The sequence below is a fragment of the Corynebacterium glaucum genome (assembly GCF_002287505.1).
GTDB classification, from domain to species: Bacteria; Actinomycetota; Actinomycetes; order Mycobacteriales; family Mycobacteriaceae; genus Corynebacterium; species Corynebacterium glaucum.
Genome location: NZ_CP019688.1, coordinates 1892606 through 1910042, shown reverse-complemented (window position 1 = coordinate 1910042; position 17437 = coordinate 1892606). Strand labels below are relative to the sequence as shown.

The window sequence follows — 17437 nt, the reverse complement described above, 5'->3', positions numbered from 1 at the left end:
TGCGCCACCCTTTACCCTGGAAGATTGTGTACAGCTATTCCGCCGCCGACATCGAGCGCCGCATCGCCGAGGGCCCAAAGCAATCCCAGATCGCGCCCGAGTCGGACACCCGCGGCGCGTTCAGCCGCGATCGCGCCCGCGTACTGCACTCCGCCGCGCTCCGTCGTCTCGCGGACAAAACCCAGGTCGTCGGCCCCCACGACGGCGACACCCCGCGCACCCGTCTCACCCACTCGCTCGAGGTCGCGCAGATCTCGCGCAGCATCGGCGAGGGACTTGGCCTTGACGCGGACCTCTGCGAGCTCGCCGGCCTCTCCCACGACATCGGCCACCCGCCGTACGGCCACAACGGCGAGCGCGCCCTCGACCAAGTCGCGGATTGTGGGTTCGAAGGCAATGCGCAAACCTTGCGCATCCTTACTCGTCTCGAGCCAAAAGTGCTTGACGACGACACCTCCTACGGCCTCAACCTCACCCGCGCCGCACTCGACGCTGCCTGCAAATACCCGCGCACCCACACCAACGCGGACGGCACCAGCAACAAGAAGTACTCGGCCTACGACGAGGATGCGGAGCTGCTCGCCTGGATCCGCGAAGGCCACACCGACGCCCGTCCGCCGATCGAGGCGCAGGTGATGGACTTCGCCGACGACATCGCCTACTCCGTGCACGATGTTGAGGACGGCATTATTTCCGGGCGCATCACACTGCGTGTGCTGTGGGATTTCGTTGAGCTTGCGGCACTGGCGGAAAAGGGGGCCGCCGCTTTTGGAGGCACGCCGGAGGCGCTCATCGATGCGTCGTATCGGCTGCAAACGTTGCCGTCGATAAGCAAAGCTGCCGACTTTAACTACTCCCTGAATGGCTGGGTCGAGCTGAAGGCCCTGACTTCCGAGCTGGTGGGGCGATATATCGGTGCCGTGACCGGCGCGACGCTGCGTGCGCATGCGGGGCAGCGGCTTGGGCGGATGCACGGCGATCTGGTGATTCCTGCGGACATTGAGGCCGAGGTACGGCTGCTGAAGACGATCGCTGTGCTGTATGTCATGGATTTGCCGGCGCACACGGCGCGGCAGGACCGCCAGCGCGAGCGGATTTTTCGCGTGTACGACTACCTGTCCGCCGGTGCGCCCGGATCGCTGGACACGATTTATCAGCAGTGGTGGCTGACCGCGAACACGTCGCGCGAACGCGAGCGCGTGATTGTGGACCAGATTGCGTCGATGACTGAGTCGCGGCTTGAGCGCCAGGCGAAGAAGGCCGCGGCGCTGACGAGCTTCATGGGGTAGCGGCAGCCGGCGGCTAGAGCAGGGCTGCGATCTCGCCGAGGGCTGCGCGCGTGCCGATCTCGCCCGGGAGCCACGGCAGTTCGCGGGTGGGGACTGCGGGTAGCAGGGCGTCGAGAAGCGACAGTGCTTCTTGCTCGACCTTGCGGCGCGCGGCGGTGAACTCGCCGCCGTCGTCGGGGCTGCGGCGGTTGATCACGAGGCTGCCGACGCGGATGCCGCTGCCGGTGATGTCGCGGTAGAGTTCCGCGGATTCCATGACTGGCAGGCGCTCGGCGGTGAGCACGATGTGGAACGCGCAGGCGGCGGGGTCGGTGAGCACGCTGCGGAGCACTTCGAACTTGCGGCGGCGCTTGTAGAGGACCGAGCGGATCTGCTGGTTGCGGCGCTCAACGGGGTCTTCGCGGCCGTCGACGATGTTGGCGCCTCCGCCCCTGCTACCACCGCCCAGGCCGCGCGCGGCGCGGGAGAACTTGTCGGAGGCGGCGCGGCGCTCGAGCAGCCCGTCGGTGTAGGCGGACATGAGTTCGGGCATCGCGAGCAGGCGGGAAGTGTGGCCGGAGGGGGCGGTGTCGAAGATGATGTGGTCGTAGGTGGCGCTCGACTCTGCGCCGACGCCGGCGTCGACGACCTCTGCGATGCGCTCGAGCATGGCCGCCTCGTGCATGCCGGGAGAGTTGCGGGACAGCTCGAGGTGCTTGTCCACCTCGCGGTGCATCCGCTCCGGCATCATCGCGCGCATGGTCTGGCCGACTTGGCGCAGGTGACGGTCCGTGGTCGCCGCCGGGTCGAGCTCCATGACATCGAGGCCAGGCTCGAGCTGGGTGGGTGTGTCCGACAGCTTTGCCGACCAAATGTGGCCCAGGTTGTGTGCGGGGTCTGTGGAGACAAGCAGGACGCGCGCGCCGTCGTGAGTCAGCCGCACTGCGGTGGCCGCGGACACCGTGGTTTTGCCCACTCCGCCTTTGCCGCCGAAGAACATCACGGGTGCGATGGCTAGCAGCATGAGATCCCGTCCAACGGTGAGCGCTCCAAGCCCATGCGGGTGTGCCAGGCGTGGAAATCCTCGTAAAGCAGCGGCATGAGCTCAAGCGTGTAGAAGCTCACCGGGTTCGGGATGCCCAGCATCTCTGAAGCGACGAGCAGGTGGAATAAGTCGTCTTCCTCGCGCGATGCCCGCTTGAACGCCGCGCGGTATGGGGCTTGGTAGTACTCGTTGAGCCCCGCGCGGAAGGACTTGAGGAAGTCGCGCACGGTTACGCGCCCGGGTCCACGCGGGTCGACCCGGTGCCGGTGCCACCAGCAGTGCCAGCCCCGGGGCCCGCAGCGCCCGCACCAGCCAGCTCAGCCTCGTGCTCGCCCGGCCACGTCTCGTTGTCGGACCACACCACCTGCGGCGCCTGGCGGGCGCGCTGGATGGCGGTGATCGCCTCAACGATGACCCAGATTGCGCAGATGATGATGGCGATGTCGATGACCAGCAGCAGCCAGTTCTTGCTCGACCACAGCGTGCCCAGCTGAATCAGCGCTGCCCACATCGCCATCACGGTGACAAACAGCAGCGGGAGGAGCACCGGCCAAGTCGGGCGGCGCAGCTGGGTCAGAATGACTACCAGGATCGCCATTGTCAGACCCGCCATGAGCTGGTTAGTGGTGCCGAACAGCGGCCAGATCAGCATGCCGCCGGAGCCGTCGACGCCGGTGGAGAACGTCAGGCCAAGGCCGAAGGCAACCGCGATTGTGGTGGTCGCGAGCGCGGAGAGCTTCACGCCCATGAGCTCAGCGACCTCACCGACCACCAGGCGCTGCAGGCGCACACCGGAGTCCATGGTCGTCGCCGCGAATAGCACGGCCATGGTGGCCAGGACGGTGGCCGAAAGGGACGTCGGCAAGCCCAAGCCCTCGTTCATCAAGTTGCCGCCGCCCTGCACGAATGCGCCGACGCCGCCGGCGTTCCACTCCTTGTAGACCTCTTCCCAGTCCGCGACCGTCTTGAAGCCCGCGGTGGTGGCCACGATCGTGCCCAGCGCAAGCAGGCCCTCGCCGACAGCACCGAAGTAACCCACGAAGCGTGCGTCGGTTTCCTTATCCAGCTGCTTCGAAGAGGTGCCGGAAGCCACGATGCCGTGGAAACCGGAGACTGCGCCACACGCGATTGTCACGAACAGCAGGGGGAAGATACCCGGGGTGCCGTCTGGCACGTTGTCGCGCATCGCCGGTGCAACGACGTCCGGGTGGACGATGAAGAAAGAGCCGTAGAGCAGCGCAAGACCGATGAACAGCTGCAGGCCGTTAATGTAGTCGCGCGGCTGCAGCAGGACCCACACCGGCAGCAGCGACGCCACGAAAGCGTAAGCGAACAGGATGATGATCCACCAGCCGCGCGCCGGGATGCCCAACATCTCTTCGGGCAGCGCGATCGGGTACTGGTCGCCTAGCACGATGAGGCTGTACAGTGCCACCACACCCACGATCGACACCAGCGGCAAGTTCCAGTTCAGGCGGTAGATTGCCTGGCCCACCAGGATGGCCACAAGGATCGCGCCCCAGGTCGGGATTACCGAGGTCGGGGTGGAAATGAGCAGGTTGGAAATCACGACCGCGAACGCCGCGTTGACCATCAGCAGCAGCAGGAAGATGACCACCAGGAACAGGTTGCGCCCGCGCGCGCCGATGTAGCGGCCGGACAGGGTGCCAATCGACTGCCCCTTGTGGCGCTGCGAGGCCCACAGGGCACCCAAGTCATGCATACCCGCGAAGAACACCGTGCCCAGGGTCACCCACAAAAACGCCGGGAACCAGCCCCAGATCACAGCCACCGCCGGGCCGACGATCGGCGCCGCGCCCGCCACAGAGGTGAAGTGGTGGCCCCACAGCACGTACTTGTTCGTGGGAACGAAGTCCACACCGTCTTCCATGGTGTGCGCCGGCGTCTTGTACGACTCCGACAGTTGGTACACCTTCGACCCCAGGAACTTGGAGTACAGAAGAAAGCCCAGCGCCATCATCGCTAGGCCAATCAAAACAAGGATCACGGAGTTCACGGTTCGCTCCTTACGGTGGGCCAGTTCACATCGCAGGAGATTATGACAGAACTCACATCAAGGTGCCAGCTCGGGGGCACTCTCGCTTATCGACGGCCCGCCCAACGCCTCGGCCTTAACCACCGATTCACGGTTGTCCGCCGCGCGGACTGACGGGTTTTGGGAAGCGCTAGCGCACAAGTGCGACGTCGTTGTCGCTGAAGACCTGGAGTACCCGCATAGTGTCGGCGGCGGGCAGCTGCCAGTCGGAGGCGATGACTCGAGTCACCCTTGCCTCGCGGAGCAGGTCAGCGAGACCGTCCAAGTTGTGTGGGGCAGGACGCTCGGGGCCGAACACCGCGTACGAGATGCCCGTCGCGAGGTCGGCCACGCTCTCTACGGGGGCGGTGAGCAAGACCGGGTTGCGTCCGCGTCCATGCGATGTCCTATACACCTGCCGCCTCCTTCGCCTCATCGAGCTTCTCATCTAACTGCGATTCGCTGATCTCGCAGAACGAGTCGTAATGATCTGCGGTGTAGAACCACGAGTCCACATCTCCGTCCGCACCGCCGCCGGTGACGACTCGCCGCGCGCCGCGGTGGCGCACGCCCGGAGTTTCCACCGTGTACTCGCGGTAGTAGCCCAGCTTCTCATCGGGCAGCACTCGCTCGTAGTTGCCGAAGCGCGAATCATCGTTGTCCGGGTAGGGGAATGGTCCGCCTTGGTCGACAAGAGCAACGGTGTCCCACACCTCGTCGGGGAGCTCCTCGCACAATTCGAGTCCCGAAGGCCCAGTCCCCGACGCTTGCGTCGCAGGAGCCTTCGCTGTCGAAGCTGAAGTCTCAGACGATACCGACGTAACTGAAGTCGTCTCCGGTTCCGACTTGGGCCCCGGCCCAGCCTCCGGCGCCGCAGCGCACCCACTGAGCAGTCCGCAGACGAGCCCGCCGATGGGCAGGCACAGGGCGAACCCTCTAAGGCGCAACTTCACATCGAGCATTGTTCCACACACTTGTACGATGTCACGCATGGCCAAGGGGAGAATACCGGATAGTGATATCGAAGCTATCCGCGAGCGCGCGCCGATCGAGGAGATCGTCGGCGAGTACGTGCAGCTCAAACCCGCAGGCCACGATTCTATGAAGGGTCTGTCCCCGTTCAAGGACGAAAAGACCCCGTCATTCCACGTGCGCCCCGCACGCGGCTACTTCCACTGTTTCTCCACCGGCAAGGGCGGCGACGTCTTCACCTTCCTCATGGAGATGGAGCAGCTGACCTTCCCGGAGGCAGTGGAGGCGGTGGCGGACCACATCGGCTACCGCATCAACTACCAGGGTGGTACCACGGGCGCGCGCGACGTCAAACCGGGCACCCGCCAGCGCCTGCTTGCCGCGAACCAGGCCGCGCACGCGTTCTACCGCGAGCAGCTGGAAACCAAGGAAGCCCAGACCGCGCGCCAGTTCCTCCTGGACCGGGGATTCAGCCGCGACCACATCTACCACTTCGAGTGCGGCTACGCCCCGGACGGCTGGGACACCCTGACCAAGCACCTCCTGCGCAAGGGGTTCCAGGCCGAGGAACTCCAGCAAGCAGGCTTAAGCAGCATGGGCAAGCGCGGGCCGATCGACAAGTTCCGTCGCCGCCTCATCTGGCCCATCAAGGACGCGGCCGGCAACGTCATCGGCTTCGGCGCCCGCAAGCTCTTCGACGATGACCCAATGGGCAAATACATGAACACCCAGGACACGCTGCTATATCACAAGTCCAAGGTGCTCTTCGGACTCGATCTCGCGAAGAAGCACATCGCTGAGGGCCACCAGGCCGTCATCGTCGAGGGCTACACCGACGTCATGGCCATGCACGCCGCCGGCGTGAAAACCGCGGTCGCCTCATGTGGCACCGCCTTTGGCAACGACCACCTGCAAACCATCCGCCGCCTCATGTTGGATGACAACTACTTCCGCGGCGAGCTCATCTACACCTTCGACGGCGACGAGGCCGGCCAGAAGGCTGCGATGCGCGCGTTCGAAGGTGATCAGGAATTCACTGGTCAGAGCTTTGTGGCGATCGCGCCCGAGGGGATGGACCCCTGCGATCTGCGCCTGGCCAAGGGAGATTCTGCGGTTCGAGAGCTCGTCGCAAAGCGAATCCCCATGGTCGAGTTTGTGCTCGAGTCGACCTTGACCAACTTCTCCCTTGATTCTGCCGAGGGTCGGCTGCAGGCGCTGCGCCGCACTGTGCCGATTGTCGCTGAGATCAACGATCCGGTCCTGCGCACCGAGTACGCGCGCCGGCTCGCGGGTTGGGTGGGTTGGCCCAACCCGGATGAGGTGGTTCAGCAGGTCAGGGAGGAATCGAAGAAGCCAAAGAAGGGCCCTCGCTTATCGACGCCCCGTCAAACGCCCAGCCCAACCCCAACCGCTGCATCTTCCGCTGCCCCCGCCCTGGCGGCTCCGAACCCGCGCGATCCCGTTCTGTGGCCGCAACGCGAAGCGCTGAAGGTTGCACTGCAGTACCCGGGAATTGCTGGGACCTACTTCGACGGAATCAACCCAGACGCGTTCACGAACGACGCCTACCGGCAGGTGCGCCAGGCGATGGCTGATGCGGGCGGGGCGCAGCAGGGCGTTGGCGCCGACGGTGGGGTGAGCCCGAACTACACCGCCCGGGTGGCCGGTGAAATGCGTGACCTGGCTGGGCGCAAATTCGTCTCCGAGCTCGCCGTCGAGCCGATCCACGCGGACAACATCGAGATCTACGTGGACTCTGTGCTGTCTCGGCTGCAGGAGACCCGCGTGGGTGACCAGATCGCCCAGCTGAAGGCGCGGCTGCAGCGCATGCGCCCGTCCGACGACGAGCAGGCGTACAACGCGCTCTTCTCCGATCTGCTCGCGTTGGAACAAGCCCGCCGCGAACTGAACCAGCGCGCGCTGCGTTCTACACCGCCCGACGTGCGTTAGCACTTTTGCGGACAAGAAGCTCGTGTTCACTTAAGCTTCTGCTATGTCTGAGTATCCCATCGACACTTTACGGGTCAAGCAGTTTGGTCCTTTTGGTGAGTTGAATATCCAGTTCAGCCCACAGCTGAACGTCGTAGTCGGCGATAACGGCACCGGTAAGACTCAGCTATTGAAACTGTTGTATGCCTCCACAAAATCCGTAGACCACGGAAATTTGGAGGAGCCCAGCAAAACTCACCTAGCGACTTCTGTCGCAACCAAGCTGATCGGCGTTTTCAAACCTGACTCTCTGGGGCGTCTTGCTAGCCGTGTTAGGGGCCGTAGCAAGGCAGACGTGTCGGTCAAATTCAAAGGCGTTGGATCTGAGTTGGCATTCAACTTTGCCTCGTCAGCTGACAACAGGGTGAAGGTCGAGAGCGTGCCCAATCGAAGGCTAGAAGACACTGCGGTATTCCTACCGTCTCGTGAGCTGCTCTCAATATATCCCGGCCTAATCTCCCTCTACGAATCTCGCGAAGTCTCTTTTGACGAAACTTGGCGGGACACCGCGGTGCTACTGGGCATGACACCTTTGCTTGGGCCCCGAGGAGACCGAGCGAACCAGCTTCTGGAACCCATTCTCGAGATTCTAGAAGGCAGCGTAGTCGAGGAAAATGGGCGATTCTACGTCAAGCTCAAGACAGCAACTGGAGGAACGGGCAAGATTGAGGCCCACCTGGTTTCGGAAGGCTATCGAAAGCTCGCAATGGTGCTGCGACTCGTCCAGTCGGGTGTTCTTCTCGAAAAGGGTTACTTGTTCTGGGATGAGCCGGAAGCGAATTTGAACCCACGAACGCAGCGAGCTGTTGCTAAGACAATTCACCTTCTAGCCAAACATGGCACGCAAGTCTTCATTGCAACGCATAGTGTCTTCATACTGCGTGAATTACGCCTCCTGAGTGATGAGGACCCGGTCGTAACCGCCTACATCGGTTTGGAGCGACATGAGCCCAGTGATAACGGATCCGTGCTCACCGGTGTGTCTGGAACTGTGGGGCCAACCCAAGCAGATTTGCCGACTCTGACCGCCCTAGAGGAAGAGGCTGCTCAAGCCAGTAGGTACCTGGAGCATGAATTCGATGAGTAGGTCGATAGTGGTAGAGGATGTCGTTTTTGAATTTCCGGATGACTGGGAAGTAGAAGATTTCGACACTTGGTACAGTTCTGGGCGCTCCGCTAAACCCTTGACGAACGACCCATTCAACGCGAAAGACTGCGACCTTATTGCCTTCGAGGGAAACCGTCTTTGGCTAATCGAGGTGAAGGACTATACCTACCCAGGCAAGCGCCCGGATCCAAACCTAGCAACCATCTTTGCGCTAAAAGTCTTCCACACAATGGCGAGACTTATGCTCGTCGCTCATTTCGGGAATCACCCGAAGAAAGATTTTTGCAGGCGCGCGGTCAGCGCTGAAGAGATTCGGGTAGCCCTCGCCATAGAGATGCGGGGCGACAACAGGATGCTTCCGCTTGCCCTGGCTGGCATCAAGGACAATCTAGATCGGAAATGTGCTCCAATGAAGGTTAAGCACATAACCGTGAGCAACTCTCGGTTTAATCCATCGCACGTCGGTTGGAGCCAGCGTCGCGTAGGAGAAGCTCGTGGGAAGCATTCCGACCGCTAGGCGAAAAAGAAAACTGTCTAGGCAGACCCGGCGAACTCCCGAGCCGCGTACTCGACCGCATCCAGTGGCAGCGACGAATCGAACGCGTCGCGCGCCTCGCGCAGCGCCGCGAGGTACTCGCCATACTCCTCCGCGGTCCACTCGCCAGACGGCTCAAGGCCGGCCACCTCGGCGCGCTTGTTGCAGATGATCGCCGGCTTGCTGCCCTCTCCGTCTTCCTGCTCGCCGGCCAGGAAGTAGGCCACGGCAGACGCGAACTTCGGCGCTAGCCCCGTCGCAGTCAGCGACGAATATGCCTCAACCGCGTCCTTGCCCTCCAACTGGCGAATCGCGCCGAGCAGCTGCGACGCGTTGTTCTTATTGCGCAGGAACTGCTGCAGGTCCATCACCTGGTTCGTCTGGCCCGCACGGTACGCAAACACCGCGCCCAAGAAATCGATGATCTGCTCGCGAGCCCAACCCGAATCGCGCACATCAGCCGCGAAGTCGAAGACCTCGGCCCGGGTGATCGATGCGCGGGCGTCGTCACGGAACGGCGGCACGCGGCGCAGGTGGTGCGGCCAGCCCGTCTTCCAACGAATCGGGGAGAAGGTCACGGAGTGCTCCATCACGTCGCCGCGCGTCGGGTTCACGGACTTCAGGGCTTCAGCAAGTTGGTTCGTCATGCGGTTATTGTGTCATGCATGGTTGTCCTCGTGCTCGACCCCCGTTGGCCAGACATGATCCCAGTTGAAGTCCTCAACCAGATCCGCGGCCCGGTCACCTACACCGGGGACGTCCCCGCCCACGCCCGCTCCCTGCCACGCACCGACACCACCGACACCACCGCCGAGCCCTGGCTTGTCACCACCGACGAATCCGTCGCCCCCGCCGACGCCGAAATCATCCGCGTCCCCTCGCTCGACGACCCCGTCTACCAAGCCGTCCGCGTCATGCACGCCGCCCGCACCCGCGGCGAGTGGGAGCAGGCCATGACCCACACCTCACTCCTGCCGTACCTCCGCGAGGAAGCGGCAGAACTCGCCGAAGCCATCGAGCAGGAGGCCAGCGAAGAGGAGCTTTTAACAGAGCTTTCCGACGTCTTGTTGCAAGTGCTTTTCCACTCCGAAATCGCCTCGGAGCGCGGCGCTTTCAGCTTCCCGGATGTCGCCGGTGCATTTGTGGCCAAGATGCGTTCGCGCGCGCCGTATATCTTCGACGGCTCGACCGGGCCCGTCGACATCGAAACCCAGGACCGGCTCTGGGCAGAAGGCAAAGCCCGCGAGAAACACTAAAGGGCCGGGGGAGTGTACCCCGGCCCTTTGCAGTGGTGAGTTGCTTGGGCGTGTAGTCGCCCGAGCGGTTTTACTTCGCCAGCGCCATCAGGTTGCGCGGCTCCGGCAGGTTGTTCTCGGAGGAAAGCTGGGAGCTCAGCTTCACTGCCTGGTCCAACGGGGTGACTGGGTCGGCCTTGACGATGCCGCACTCGAGAGCGCGGTCGCCAAGCGCATTGACGGTCGGCGCGGTGGCCAGGCGCAGCACAGAGTTCTCGCCGACAACCTTGTTCAGGTTTTGGACCAGGGTGGAGCGGGTGGTCTCGCCGTCAACCATCTTGGTCAGCTTCAGGGTGGTGGACAAGGTGTCGCAGTTAGCGGTCTTGATCTCACCGTTGAGCACCTTGGTCAGTTCGACGTAGGTGCCAAGGTCGGTTTTGGTCTGAGTGGTCTGAGTGGTCTGCGCAGGCTGAGCGTCCTGAGCCTGAGCGGCGATCGGGGACAGGGTTGCGGTAGCGGCCAGGGCGGCAGCGGCGAGAGTTGTGGAAAAACGACGCATTGAACAGTTCCTTTGAGGTTATGGGGAAGGGACGATGCAAAAGTATACATGTTACAGATGTTGCTAGTGTGATAAAAGTGAAAAGTTTCACACGAGCTGTGTATTTCCTTGACCGCAATCGCGCCGGGTAGGATCAGCCCGCATGACGACCCGGGGCATGCGTGCAGCCAGGGGCTGCGGCTGCGCCGGGCTCTTGGCCGTCACCCTCGCAATCGTGCTCGTCGCTGCACTGGTTGCCTGGCTCGCCTCGTTCACCGACATCCCCGCGCCGGGCCCGCAGCGCGAGCCGGTGCCCACCACTATGCCGCCGGAAGCAGCGGAAGCGCCTCCGCTTATCGACGTCCACGCGCCAGGACGCACTGCCGATAACCTCGCCGAGTGGGCGGCACCGATCGCAGACGCCACCCGAATCAGCCCGCAGGCGGTGCGCGCGTACGGCAACGCCCAGCTCATCGCCCAGGAGGCGTGGCCGAACTGCCATTTGTCGTGGAACACGATTGCGGGTATCGGCTGGGTGGAAACCCGTCACGGCACGTATACTGGCCGCAGTTTTGACAGTGCGAGGTTGAATGAAGGCGGTTACCCCGAGCCGTCGATAATCGGCCCAGCTTTGGATGGAACCGGAAGCTTTGCGCACATCCCTGATACTGATGGGGGCCGGCTGGATGGTGACACCGAGTTCGACCGTGCGCTGGGGCCCTTGCAATTTATTCCGGAGACCTGGGTGCGCTACGGCCGCGACGCGGACGGTGACGGTGTGCCCAACCCGCAACAGATCGATGACGCTGCGCTGACTGCCGCGAACTACCTGTGCGCGCACGACCGTGACCTGGCCACCGAAGAGGGCTGGCGCAGCGCGATTTTCTCCTACAACCAGTCGGAGGATTACCTCAAGAAGGTGCGCGACGCGGCCGCGAACTATGCGCTGAATCAGCCGGCCCACCGGTAGCGGCAAATTCTGCAACAATTGGGGGCGTACATGCCATACACCCACCCAAGGAGATGACCTTTAGATGGCAGACATCATCCACGTTTTCGGCCGCGAGATCATGGACTCGCGCGGTAACCCGACCGTTGAGGCTGAGGTGTTCCTTGACGACGGCGCGCACGGCATCGCCGCGGTTCCGTCCGGCGCATCCACCGGTGAGCACGAGGCGCACGAGCTTCGCGACGGCGACGAGCGCTTCGGCGGCAAGGGTGTGCAGAAGGCCGTGGAGAACGTCAACGAGGCGATCGCGGATGCCATCGCCGGCATCGAGGCCGACGACCAGCGCCTGATCGACCAGACCATGATTGAGCTTGACGGCACCGACAACAAGAAGAACATCGGCGCCAACGCCATCCTGGGTGTGTCCATGGCCACCGCGAAGGCCGCTGCTGAGTCCGCTGGCCTGCCGCTGTACCGCTACATCGGCGGCCCGAACGCACACATCCTGCCGGTGCCGATGATGAACATTGTCAACGGCGGCGCACACGCAGACTCCGGCGTGGATGTCCAGGAGTTCATGATCGCCCCGATCGGTGCCGAGTCCTTCCGCGAGGCGCTGCGCATGGGCGCAGAGGTATACCACACGCTGAAGTCTGTGATTAAGGGCAAGGGCCTCTCCACCGGCCTGGGCGATGAGGGTGGCTTCGCACCGTCCGTCGACTCCACCAAGGCAGCGCTCGACCTGATCGTCGAGGCTGTGGAGAAGTCCGGCTACAAGCTGGGCGACGACGTCGCGCTCGCACTCGACGTCGCGTCCTCTGAGTTCTTCGAGAACGGCGTCTACAACTTCGAGGGCGGCCAGCACTCCGCCGAGGAGATGGCTAAGGTTTACGCCGACCTGGTGGAGCAGTATCCGATCGTCTCCATCGAGGACCCGTTGGATGAGAACGACTGGGAGGGCTACACCAAGCTCACCGCCGAACTGGGCCAGAAGGTGCAGATCGTCGGCGACGACTTCTTTGTGACCAACCCGGAGCGCCTCGCCCGCGGCATCGAGGAGAACGCCGCGAACGCGCTGCTGGTGAAGGTGAACCAGATCGGTACCCTCACCGAGACCTTCGACGCTGTCGACCTGGCGCACCGCAACGGCTACCGCACTATGATGTCCCACCGCTCCGGCGAGACCGAGGACACCACCATTGCGGATCTCGCTGTCGCGCTTGGCTGCGGCCAGATCAAGACCGGTGCTCCGGCCCGCTCCGAGCGCGTGGCTAAGTACAACCAGCTCCTGCGCATCGAGCACGAGCTGGGCGACGCCGCGGTCTACGCAGGCCGCTCCGCCTTCCCGCGCTTCAAGTAAGGGCAATTCGCTTATCGACGGCCCTTTCTAGCGCCTCCACACCTCCCGTCTCCCGCGGTTGATGTGGGGGCGTTTGCATGTCCCGGCAGGGATCGCCAGCGGCGCGACCTACAATCTTGGGCACTATGTATCGCAAGCACACCGTGCCCGTCGCCTCGCGCGACAAGGCTGAGCGCGAAGAGCGGGAAGCCAAATCCAGGCATAAGACTAAGCCGGCGTTGTTCCAGCAGGACATTGCTTCTACCGGCTTGCTCATCGCCGCGGTGCTGGTTGTGCTTGTTGCTATCGCGGTGCCGCTGCGCAATTACTACGAAGGTCGCGGAGAGATCGCCCGCGCCCAGGCCTCCATTGAGGCGCTTGAGGCGCGCAAGAAGCAACTCGAATCAGACATCGCGCGCTACGAAGACCCCGCCTACATCGAGCAGGAGGCGCGCCGTCGCCTCGGCGTGCTGGCAGAGGGTGAGACCGCTTGGCGCATCATCGATCCCCGCATGACTCAGAACCCCACCATCACCACCGACGAGATCCCGGACACCCGCGACTGGCAGCACTTCCTCTGGGACTCCCTGCGCGAGCTCCCCGAGGACGAAGACGCGGAGGAGCCCGCCGCACCAGCGCCGAGCGAAGCTCCCGCCGACGCTCCGGCGGGCGCACCGGTTGAAGCCCCCGAGCCAGCTGAGGCTCCCGCCGGCGCCCCGGTGGATGCTTCCGACTCTTCTAGCGAGTAAACCTCTGTCACGCATCCTTCGTGTCGCCGCGTGAGCAACGGCAGCTTGTGAACCTGCGCTTATAGCGCGGTAGACTTGCGCAAAAGCAGGAAAGCCGCGATTCTCAAGCTCGGAGGAGGTGCTCAATAGATGACCTATGGAGTGGAAAAGCGCGCCTCAGTCACTCATGCTGGGAACGATAAAAGGCGACGAGTGTTTGCAAAGCGTGTGGTTACCCAAGGCGAAACGCCAGAACATCACGGCGAGGAGCTTCGATCCACTTTCGATAGGAATGTCAACCGCTGGTCCGATGCCCTAGACCTGCTGGCCGAACGCTAATGAGGTTCTGTCTTGACCCCGATGAAGTGGTCAGACTGAATCGCCGGTTGATTGGCAAGAACTTTAACGTTTTAGATCGGGGCAAGCTTGAAGCTGCCCTCGCTGCGCCGCTTCTCACTTTCGGCGGCCAGACGCTGTATCCGACGCCTGAGGAACGCGCGGTGAATCTCCTCTTCGGCGTGTTGCAAGCACATGCCTTTTTCGATGGAAATAAGCGAACAGCGTGGGTTTGTTTTGCCAGTTATTTGGATCTAGAGGGGAAGCCCCTGGGTCCAATTCCCGCAACCGAGGTCGCTGACTTTGTAGCGGCGTTGGCCACTCATGACTTGACAGAACACGAAGCCTTACTGTGGCTTAGGCAGCACCTTGCGTAATGGATGTCCGTGGTGGGAACGCATCCGAGTCAGCTCGTCAGCCGACCATCGATCGACATCCGTCTACCAATGAGCTGCTAGAGCTGTGGGACAATGGGTTTTCATGAGCGCCTCGAACGACGAAAGCACCGCAGGAGACCACCGGGATTCGATCTCGGACGACGGGAATAGCGAAAAGAAACTCCGGTTGCCGTTCAAGCGGTCGCGCGCAGAAAACGAAATCTTGGCGAACGCTCACGACAAGACGGAATTCGCAACGACAGTCAGCGAGCAGAACGGGAACTCAGAGGAGATCGCCGTCGCCTTTCTCAAACAACTATTGCGTCTCCGCGCTGCAGCCGTTGATAGGGAGCAATTTCTCCGCTCTCAGCTCAAAGAACGAGGGGTCGGTGCAGAACTGATCGACCGAGCGATTGCCACTGATGTGATCACCGCCGGCATTGACAAAGAGATTCTGGAGGCGATCGCCCGTTCCAGCATTAACTTCGAAGTGAATAGGTCTTCCGCAATCTCCTTCGTTTCCGGAGTCGGCGGAGCGGCCACAATGGCACTCGCGATTCCCGGCGATCTCGCTCAGTACTACGGGCACGCGTTTCGAATCATGCAGAAGCTCGCCTACTTAAACGGCTGGCGTTCTCTGGTTGATGACGTTGACGAGGTCACTGATGAGTTGCTGGGTCAGTTCGCGGTGTTCCGTGGAGTCATGCTCGGAGTAGGAGGCGCCTCCAATGCTTTGCGTTCATTCATTGCTCAAACCGCAGCTCCCCAAATTGGAAAGAGTGTGGCAAATAAGGCGCTCATGAAAACCGTTTGGTACCCGTTCACGAAGAAGGTGCTTCAGCAGGTCGGAATCAAGATCACCAAAGACACTGCCGGTAAGGCGGTGACTCGCGCTGTTCCGGTGGTTGGTGGCGTGATCACCAGCGGGATGACTTACGCATCGCTGAAGCAGCAATCCAACCGACTACAGAAGACTCTGCGCGAAATCCCGGCGCCTGGAACAGAGGAGCAAAAGTGAATCAAGTGTCCCAAGCAGACATCGACATCATGGCCACCCAGCTGGGCCGGCAGCCGCGCGGCGTACTGGCCGTAGCCTACCGCACGCCCGACGGCCAGCCAGCGGTAGTCAAAACCGCACCAAAGCTTGACGACGGCACGCCGTTCCCCACCCTCTATTACCTCACCGACCCGCGGCTTACCGCCGAAGCGTCGCGGCTCGAGGTGGCCCAGGTGATGAAATGGATGGAAGCCCGCCTGCACGCTGAGACGGACGAGGGCGAAGCAATGCGCGCCGACTACCTCAACGCGCACCAGCACTACCTTGCCGAGCGCAACGCACTCGAGGACCTTGGCACCGACTTCTCGGGCGGCGGCATGCCGGACCGCGTGAAGTGCCTGCACGTGCTTATCGCATACGCGCTTGCCGAAGGTTCCGGCCACGTCCGCTTCGGCGACGAAGCCGTCGCACTCGCCGCCGAGCACGGCAACCTGCGTGGTACCGCCATCCCGCAGGATTGGCCGACGCTCGAGGACCTAGACATCACCCTCGCCGAGGCAGGGGAGGACCTGGTCTGATGGCTGACACCAACGCCACCAGCGCCGTCGCCGCCATCGACTGCGGCACTAACTCCATCCGCCTGCTCATTCACGACGCCGCGACCGGCACCGAAGTCACCCGGCAGAACACCATCGTGCGCCTTGGTCAGGGTGTGGACGAAACCGGCATGTTCCAGCCCGAGGCCATCGAGCGCACCCGCGAAGCGCTCGCTAACTACGTCGATGAGATGGAGCGCGCCGGGGTGACCCGCGTGCGAATGGTCGCTACCTCTGCGACCCGGGATGCCTCAAACCGTGAGGGCTTCTTCGCCATGACCCGCGAACTCCTCGGCCGGATCCAGTCCGGCGCAGTCGCCGAGGTCATCTCCGGTGAGGAAGAAGCTGCGTTGTCCTTCCGCGGCGCCACCATTGATCTCGCGGGCACCGGCCGCGAGCCGTTCTGCGTGATCGACCTCGGCGGCGGGTCCACCGAGTTCGTGATGGAAACCGCCGATGGCCTCCACGCTTGCTCCACCCGCATGGGCTGCGTCCGGGTCACCGAGCGCTTCATGCACACCGATCCTGCCACCGCCGAAGAAACCAACGAGGCCCGCACATACATTCGTGAGCGCATCGCCGAGGCCGAGAACGTCGTTCCCCTCGGCCAAGCTCGCACCGTCGTCGGCTGCGCGGGCACCTTCACAACGCTCTCTGCGCTGGCACAGAATCTGCCGACTTACGACCCGCAGTCGATTCACATGTCCGAGATCCCCTTCGACCGCATGCGCGAGGTCACCGCTGACCTTCGAGCGAAAACCGCGAAGCAGCGCCTCGAAAACCCCGTCATGCACCCCGGCCGCGCAGACGTCATCGGTGCTGGTTCAACAGTGGTCGAGGAACTCATGGATGCTTTCAAACGCCTCGCGGGCACTCAAAGCTTCATCATCAGCGAGAAAGACATTCTCGACGGCATCGTCGCCACCCTCATCGACGACGCCCCGAACCAGACCCCAAACTAGCGATTAATCCTGATCCGGTTCGAGGATCTGGTTCTCAATCTCCGCGTTGCGCTTCTTACCGCGCAGCTTCCGACCCTTGCGGGTGTCCTTCACCTCGCGCATCCGCGGTTCCGGATCAATCTTGTTGGCAATCGCCTTGCGCGCCGAGTTGGTCACCTGCTTTGTTACGGGGGAGTTCGCAACAGCCTGCGTGGCGTTAACAATCTGGTGGTAGCGCTTGCGGCCGGCCTTTGTGCCAAAGACGTACCCAGCGGCGGCACCGACAACGAATTGAATCATGCACCCCACCCTACAGATGCGCAGCCACAGCCCCTTTCATCTGGCGAAGCATGAACTTTTCTGCATGTAAAAGGGAACCCCAAGCAAAGATGTATTAAGTTTGTCGGAAACGCCCAGAGATTTCAACGCTTAATGAGGATCGCGTGCCA

Annotated in this window: 21 protein-coding genes; 13 read left to right on the top strand and 8 right to left on the bottom strand. The window is 62.6% G+C overall.

All coding sequences use genetic code 11. The features are described 5' to 3' along the window. Window positions 1-26 precede the first annotated feature (26 nt). The gene (locus CGLAU_RS09265; RefSeq protein ID WP_095660450.1) at window positions 27-1289 is read left to right on the top strand and encodes a deoxyguanosinetriphosphate triphosphohydrolase; all 1263 of its coding nucleotides are present in this window, start codon (window positions 27-29) and stop codon (window positions 1287-1289) included. Window positions 1290-1302: 13 nt separating this feature from the next. On the opposite strand, the gene CGLAU_RS09260 is transcribed toward CGLAU_RS09265, so the two are convergent. The 5 genes from CGLAU_RS09260 to CGLAU_RS09240 form a co-directional block, all read right to left on the bottom strand. Continuing rightward, the gene (locus CGLAU_RS09260; protein ID WP_095660449.1) at window positions 1303-2292 is read right to left on the bottom strand and encodes an ArsA family ATPase; all 990 of its coding nucleotides are present in this window, start codon (window positions 2290-2292) and stop codon (window positions 1303-1305) included. Further along, the gene (locus CGLAU_RS09255) at window positions 2283-2540 is read right to left on the bottom strand and encodes a cory-CC-star protein (RefSeq protein ID WP_095660448.1); all 258 of its coding nucleotides are present in this window, start codon (window positions 2538-2540) and stop codon (window positions 2283-2285) included. Before CGLAU_RS09255 ends, CGLAU_RS09260 begins: the two co-directional genes overlap by 10 nt. A gap of 2 nt (window positions 2541-2542) precedes the next feature. Then, entirely contained in the window at window positions 2543-4330 is a 1788-nt protein-coding gene (locus tag CGLAU_RS09250; protein ID WP_095660447.1) for a carbon starvation CstA family protein, read from the bottom strand. 169 nt (window positions 4331-4499) lie between these two features. Next, window positions 4500-4763 (bottom strand): hypothetical protein, encoded by a 264-nt coding sequence (locus CGLAU_RS09245; RefSeq protein ID WP_157731334.1) that lies wholly within the window; start codon window positions 4761-4763, stop codon window positions 4500-4502. Beyond that, window positions 4756-5301 (bottom strand): guanyl-specific ribonuclease, encoded by a 546-nt coding sequence (locus tag CGLAU_RS09240; RefSeq protein WP_232507098.1) that lies wholly within the window; start codon window positions 5299-5301, stop codon window positions 4756-4758. The genes CGLAU_RS09245 and CGLAU_RS09240 overlap by 8 nt, the downstream gene beginning before the upstream one ends. Window positions 5302-5338: 37 nt before the next feature. Here CGLAU_RS09240 and dnaG point away from each other — a divergent pair, with 37 nt between their 5' ends. Genes dnaG through CGLAU_RS09225 form a run of 3 tightly spaced genes read left to right on the top strand, consistent with a single transcriptional unit; the run spans window position 5339 to window position 8934 of the window. Further along, the gene (gene dnaG, locus CGLAU_RS09235) at window positions 5339-7270 is read left to right on the top strand and encodes a DNA primase (RefSeq protein WP_095660444.1); all 1932 of its coding nucleotides are present in this window, start codon (window positions 5339-5341) and stop codon (window positions 7268-7270) included. A 43-nt stretch (window positions 7271-7313) separates the two neighbouring features. After that, on the top strand, window positions 7314-8396 hold the full coding sequence (locus CGLAU_RS09230; RefSeq protein ID WP_095660443.1) for an AAA family ATPase: 1083 nt from the start codon (window positions 7314-7316) through the stop codon (window positions 8394-8396). Next, window positions 8380-8934 (top strand): hypothetical protein, encoded by a 555-nt coding sequence (locus tag CGLAU_RS09225; protein WP_157731332.1) that lies wholly within the window; start codon window positions 8380-8382, stop codon window positions 8932-8934. Before CGLAU_RS09230 ends, CGLAU_RS09225 begins: the two co-directional genes overlap by 17 nt. Window positions 8935-8951: 17 nt before the next feature. Here the strand turns inward: CGLAU_RS09225 and CGLAU_RS09220 are convergent, their stop codons facing one another. Then, window positions 8952-9599: an 8-oxoguanine DNA glycosylase OGG fold protein gene (locus tag CGLAU_RS09220; RefSeq protein WP_095660441.1), complete on the bottom strand. Its 648-nt coding sequence runs from the start codon at window positions 9597-9599 to the stop codon at window positions 8952-8954. 18 nt (window positions 9600-9617) lie between these two features. On the opposite strand from CGLAU_RS09220, the gene CGLAU_RS09215 reads away from it, so the two are divergent. Continuing rightward, a complete protein-coding gene (locus CGLAU_RS09215; RefSeq protein ID WP_095660440.1) occupies window positions 9618-10208 on the top strand; it encodes a MazG nucleotide pyrophosphohydrolase domain-containing protein in 591 nt (196 codons plus the stop codon). A 70-nt stretch (window positions 10209-10278) separates the two neighbouring features. On the opposite strand, the gene CGLAU_RS09210 is transcribed toward CGLAU_RS09215, so the two are convergent. Continuing rightward, on the bottom strand, window positions 10279-10746 hold the full coding sequence (locus CGLAU_RS09210; protein ID WP_095660439.1) for a hypothetical protein: 468 nt from the start codon (window positions 10744-10746) through the stop codon (window positions 10279-10281). A 142-nt stretch (window positions 10747-10888) separates the two neighbouring features. Between CGLAU_RS09210 and CGLAU_RS09205 the strand changes: the two genes are divergently transcribed. From CGLAU_RS09205 to CGLAU_RS09175, 8 genes are all read left to right on the top strand, one after another. Then, window positions 10889-11695 carry a lytic transglycosylase domain-containing protein gene (locus tag CGLAU_RS09205; protein WP_095660438.1) on the top strand — a complete coding sequence of 269 codons (807 nt, stop codon included), beginning with the start codon at window positions 10889-10891 and terminating at the stop codon, window positions 11693-11695. Window positions 11696-11759: 64 nt separating this feature from the next. Then, window positions 11760-13034 carry a phosphopyruvate hydratase gene (eno, locus tag CGLAU_RS09200; protein WP_095660437.1) on the top strand — a complete coding sequence of 425 codons (1275 nt, stop codon included), beginning with the start codon at window positions 11760-11762 and terminating at the stop codon, window positions 13032-13034. A 125-nt stretch (window positions 13035-13159) separates the two neighbouring features. Continuing rightward, window positions 13160-13762, top strand: a complete 603-nt coding sequence (locus tag CGLAU_RS09195) for a septum formation initiator family protein (protein ID WP_095660436.1) — start codon at window positions 13160-13162, stop codon at window positions 13760-13762. A 129-nt stretch (window positions 13763-13891) separates the two neighbouring features. Then, entirely contained in the window at window positions 13892-14080 is a 189-nt protein-coding gene (locus CGLAU_RS12295) for a hypothetical protein (protein WP_157731330.1), read from the top strand. Beyond that, entirely contained in the window at window positions 14080-14454 is a 375-nt protein-coding gene (locus CGLAU_RS09190; RefSeq protein ID WP_095660435.1) for a type II toxin-antitoxin system death-on-curing family toxin, read from the top strand. The genes CGLAU_RS12295 and CGLAU_RS09190 overlap by 1 nt, the downstream gene beginning before the upstream one ends. 103 nt (window positions 14455-14557) lie before the next feature. Further along, window positions 14558-15472: a hypothetical protein gene (locus tag CGLAU_RS09185; RefSeq protein WP_095660434.1), complete on the top strand. Its 915-nt coding sequence runs from the start codon at window positions 14558-14560 to the stop codon at window positions 15470-15472. Window positions 15473-15501: 29 nt separating this feature from the next. Next, window positions 15502-16029, top strand: a complete 528-nt coding sequence (locus CGLAU_RS09180) for a DUF501 domain-containing protein (protein WP_095661154.1) — start codon at window positions 15502-15504, stop codon at window positions 16027-16029. Then, window positions 16029-17009 (top strand): Ppx/GppA phosphatase family protein, encoded by a 981-nt coding sequence (locus CGLAU_RS09175; protein ID WP_095660433.1) that lies wholly within the window; start codon window positions 16029-16031, stop codon window positions 17007-17009. Before CGLAU_RS09180 ends, CGLAU_RS09175 begins: the two co-directional genes overlap by 1 nt. 3 nt (window positions 17010-17012) lie before the next feature. Here CGLAU_RS09175 and CGLAU_RS09170 read toward each other — a convergent pair whose 3' ends face one another. After that, a complete protein-coding gene (locus CGLAU_RS09170) occupies window positions 17013-17288 on the bottom strand; it encodes a hypothetical protein (protein ID WP_095660432.1) in 276 nt (91 codons plus the stop codon). Window positions 17289-17437 lie beyond the last annotated feature (149 nt).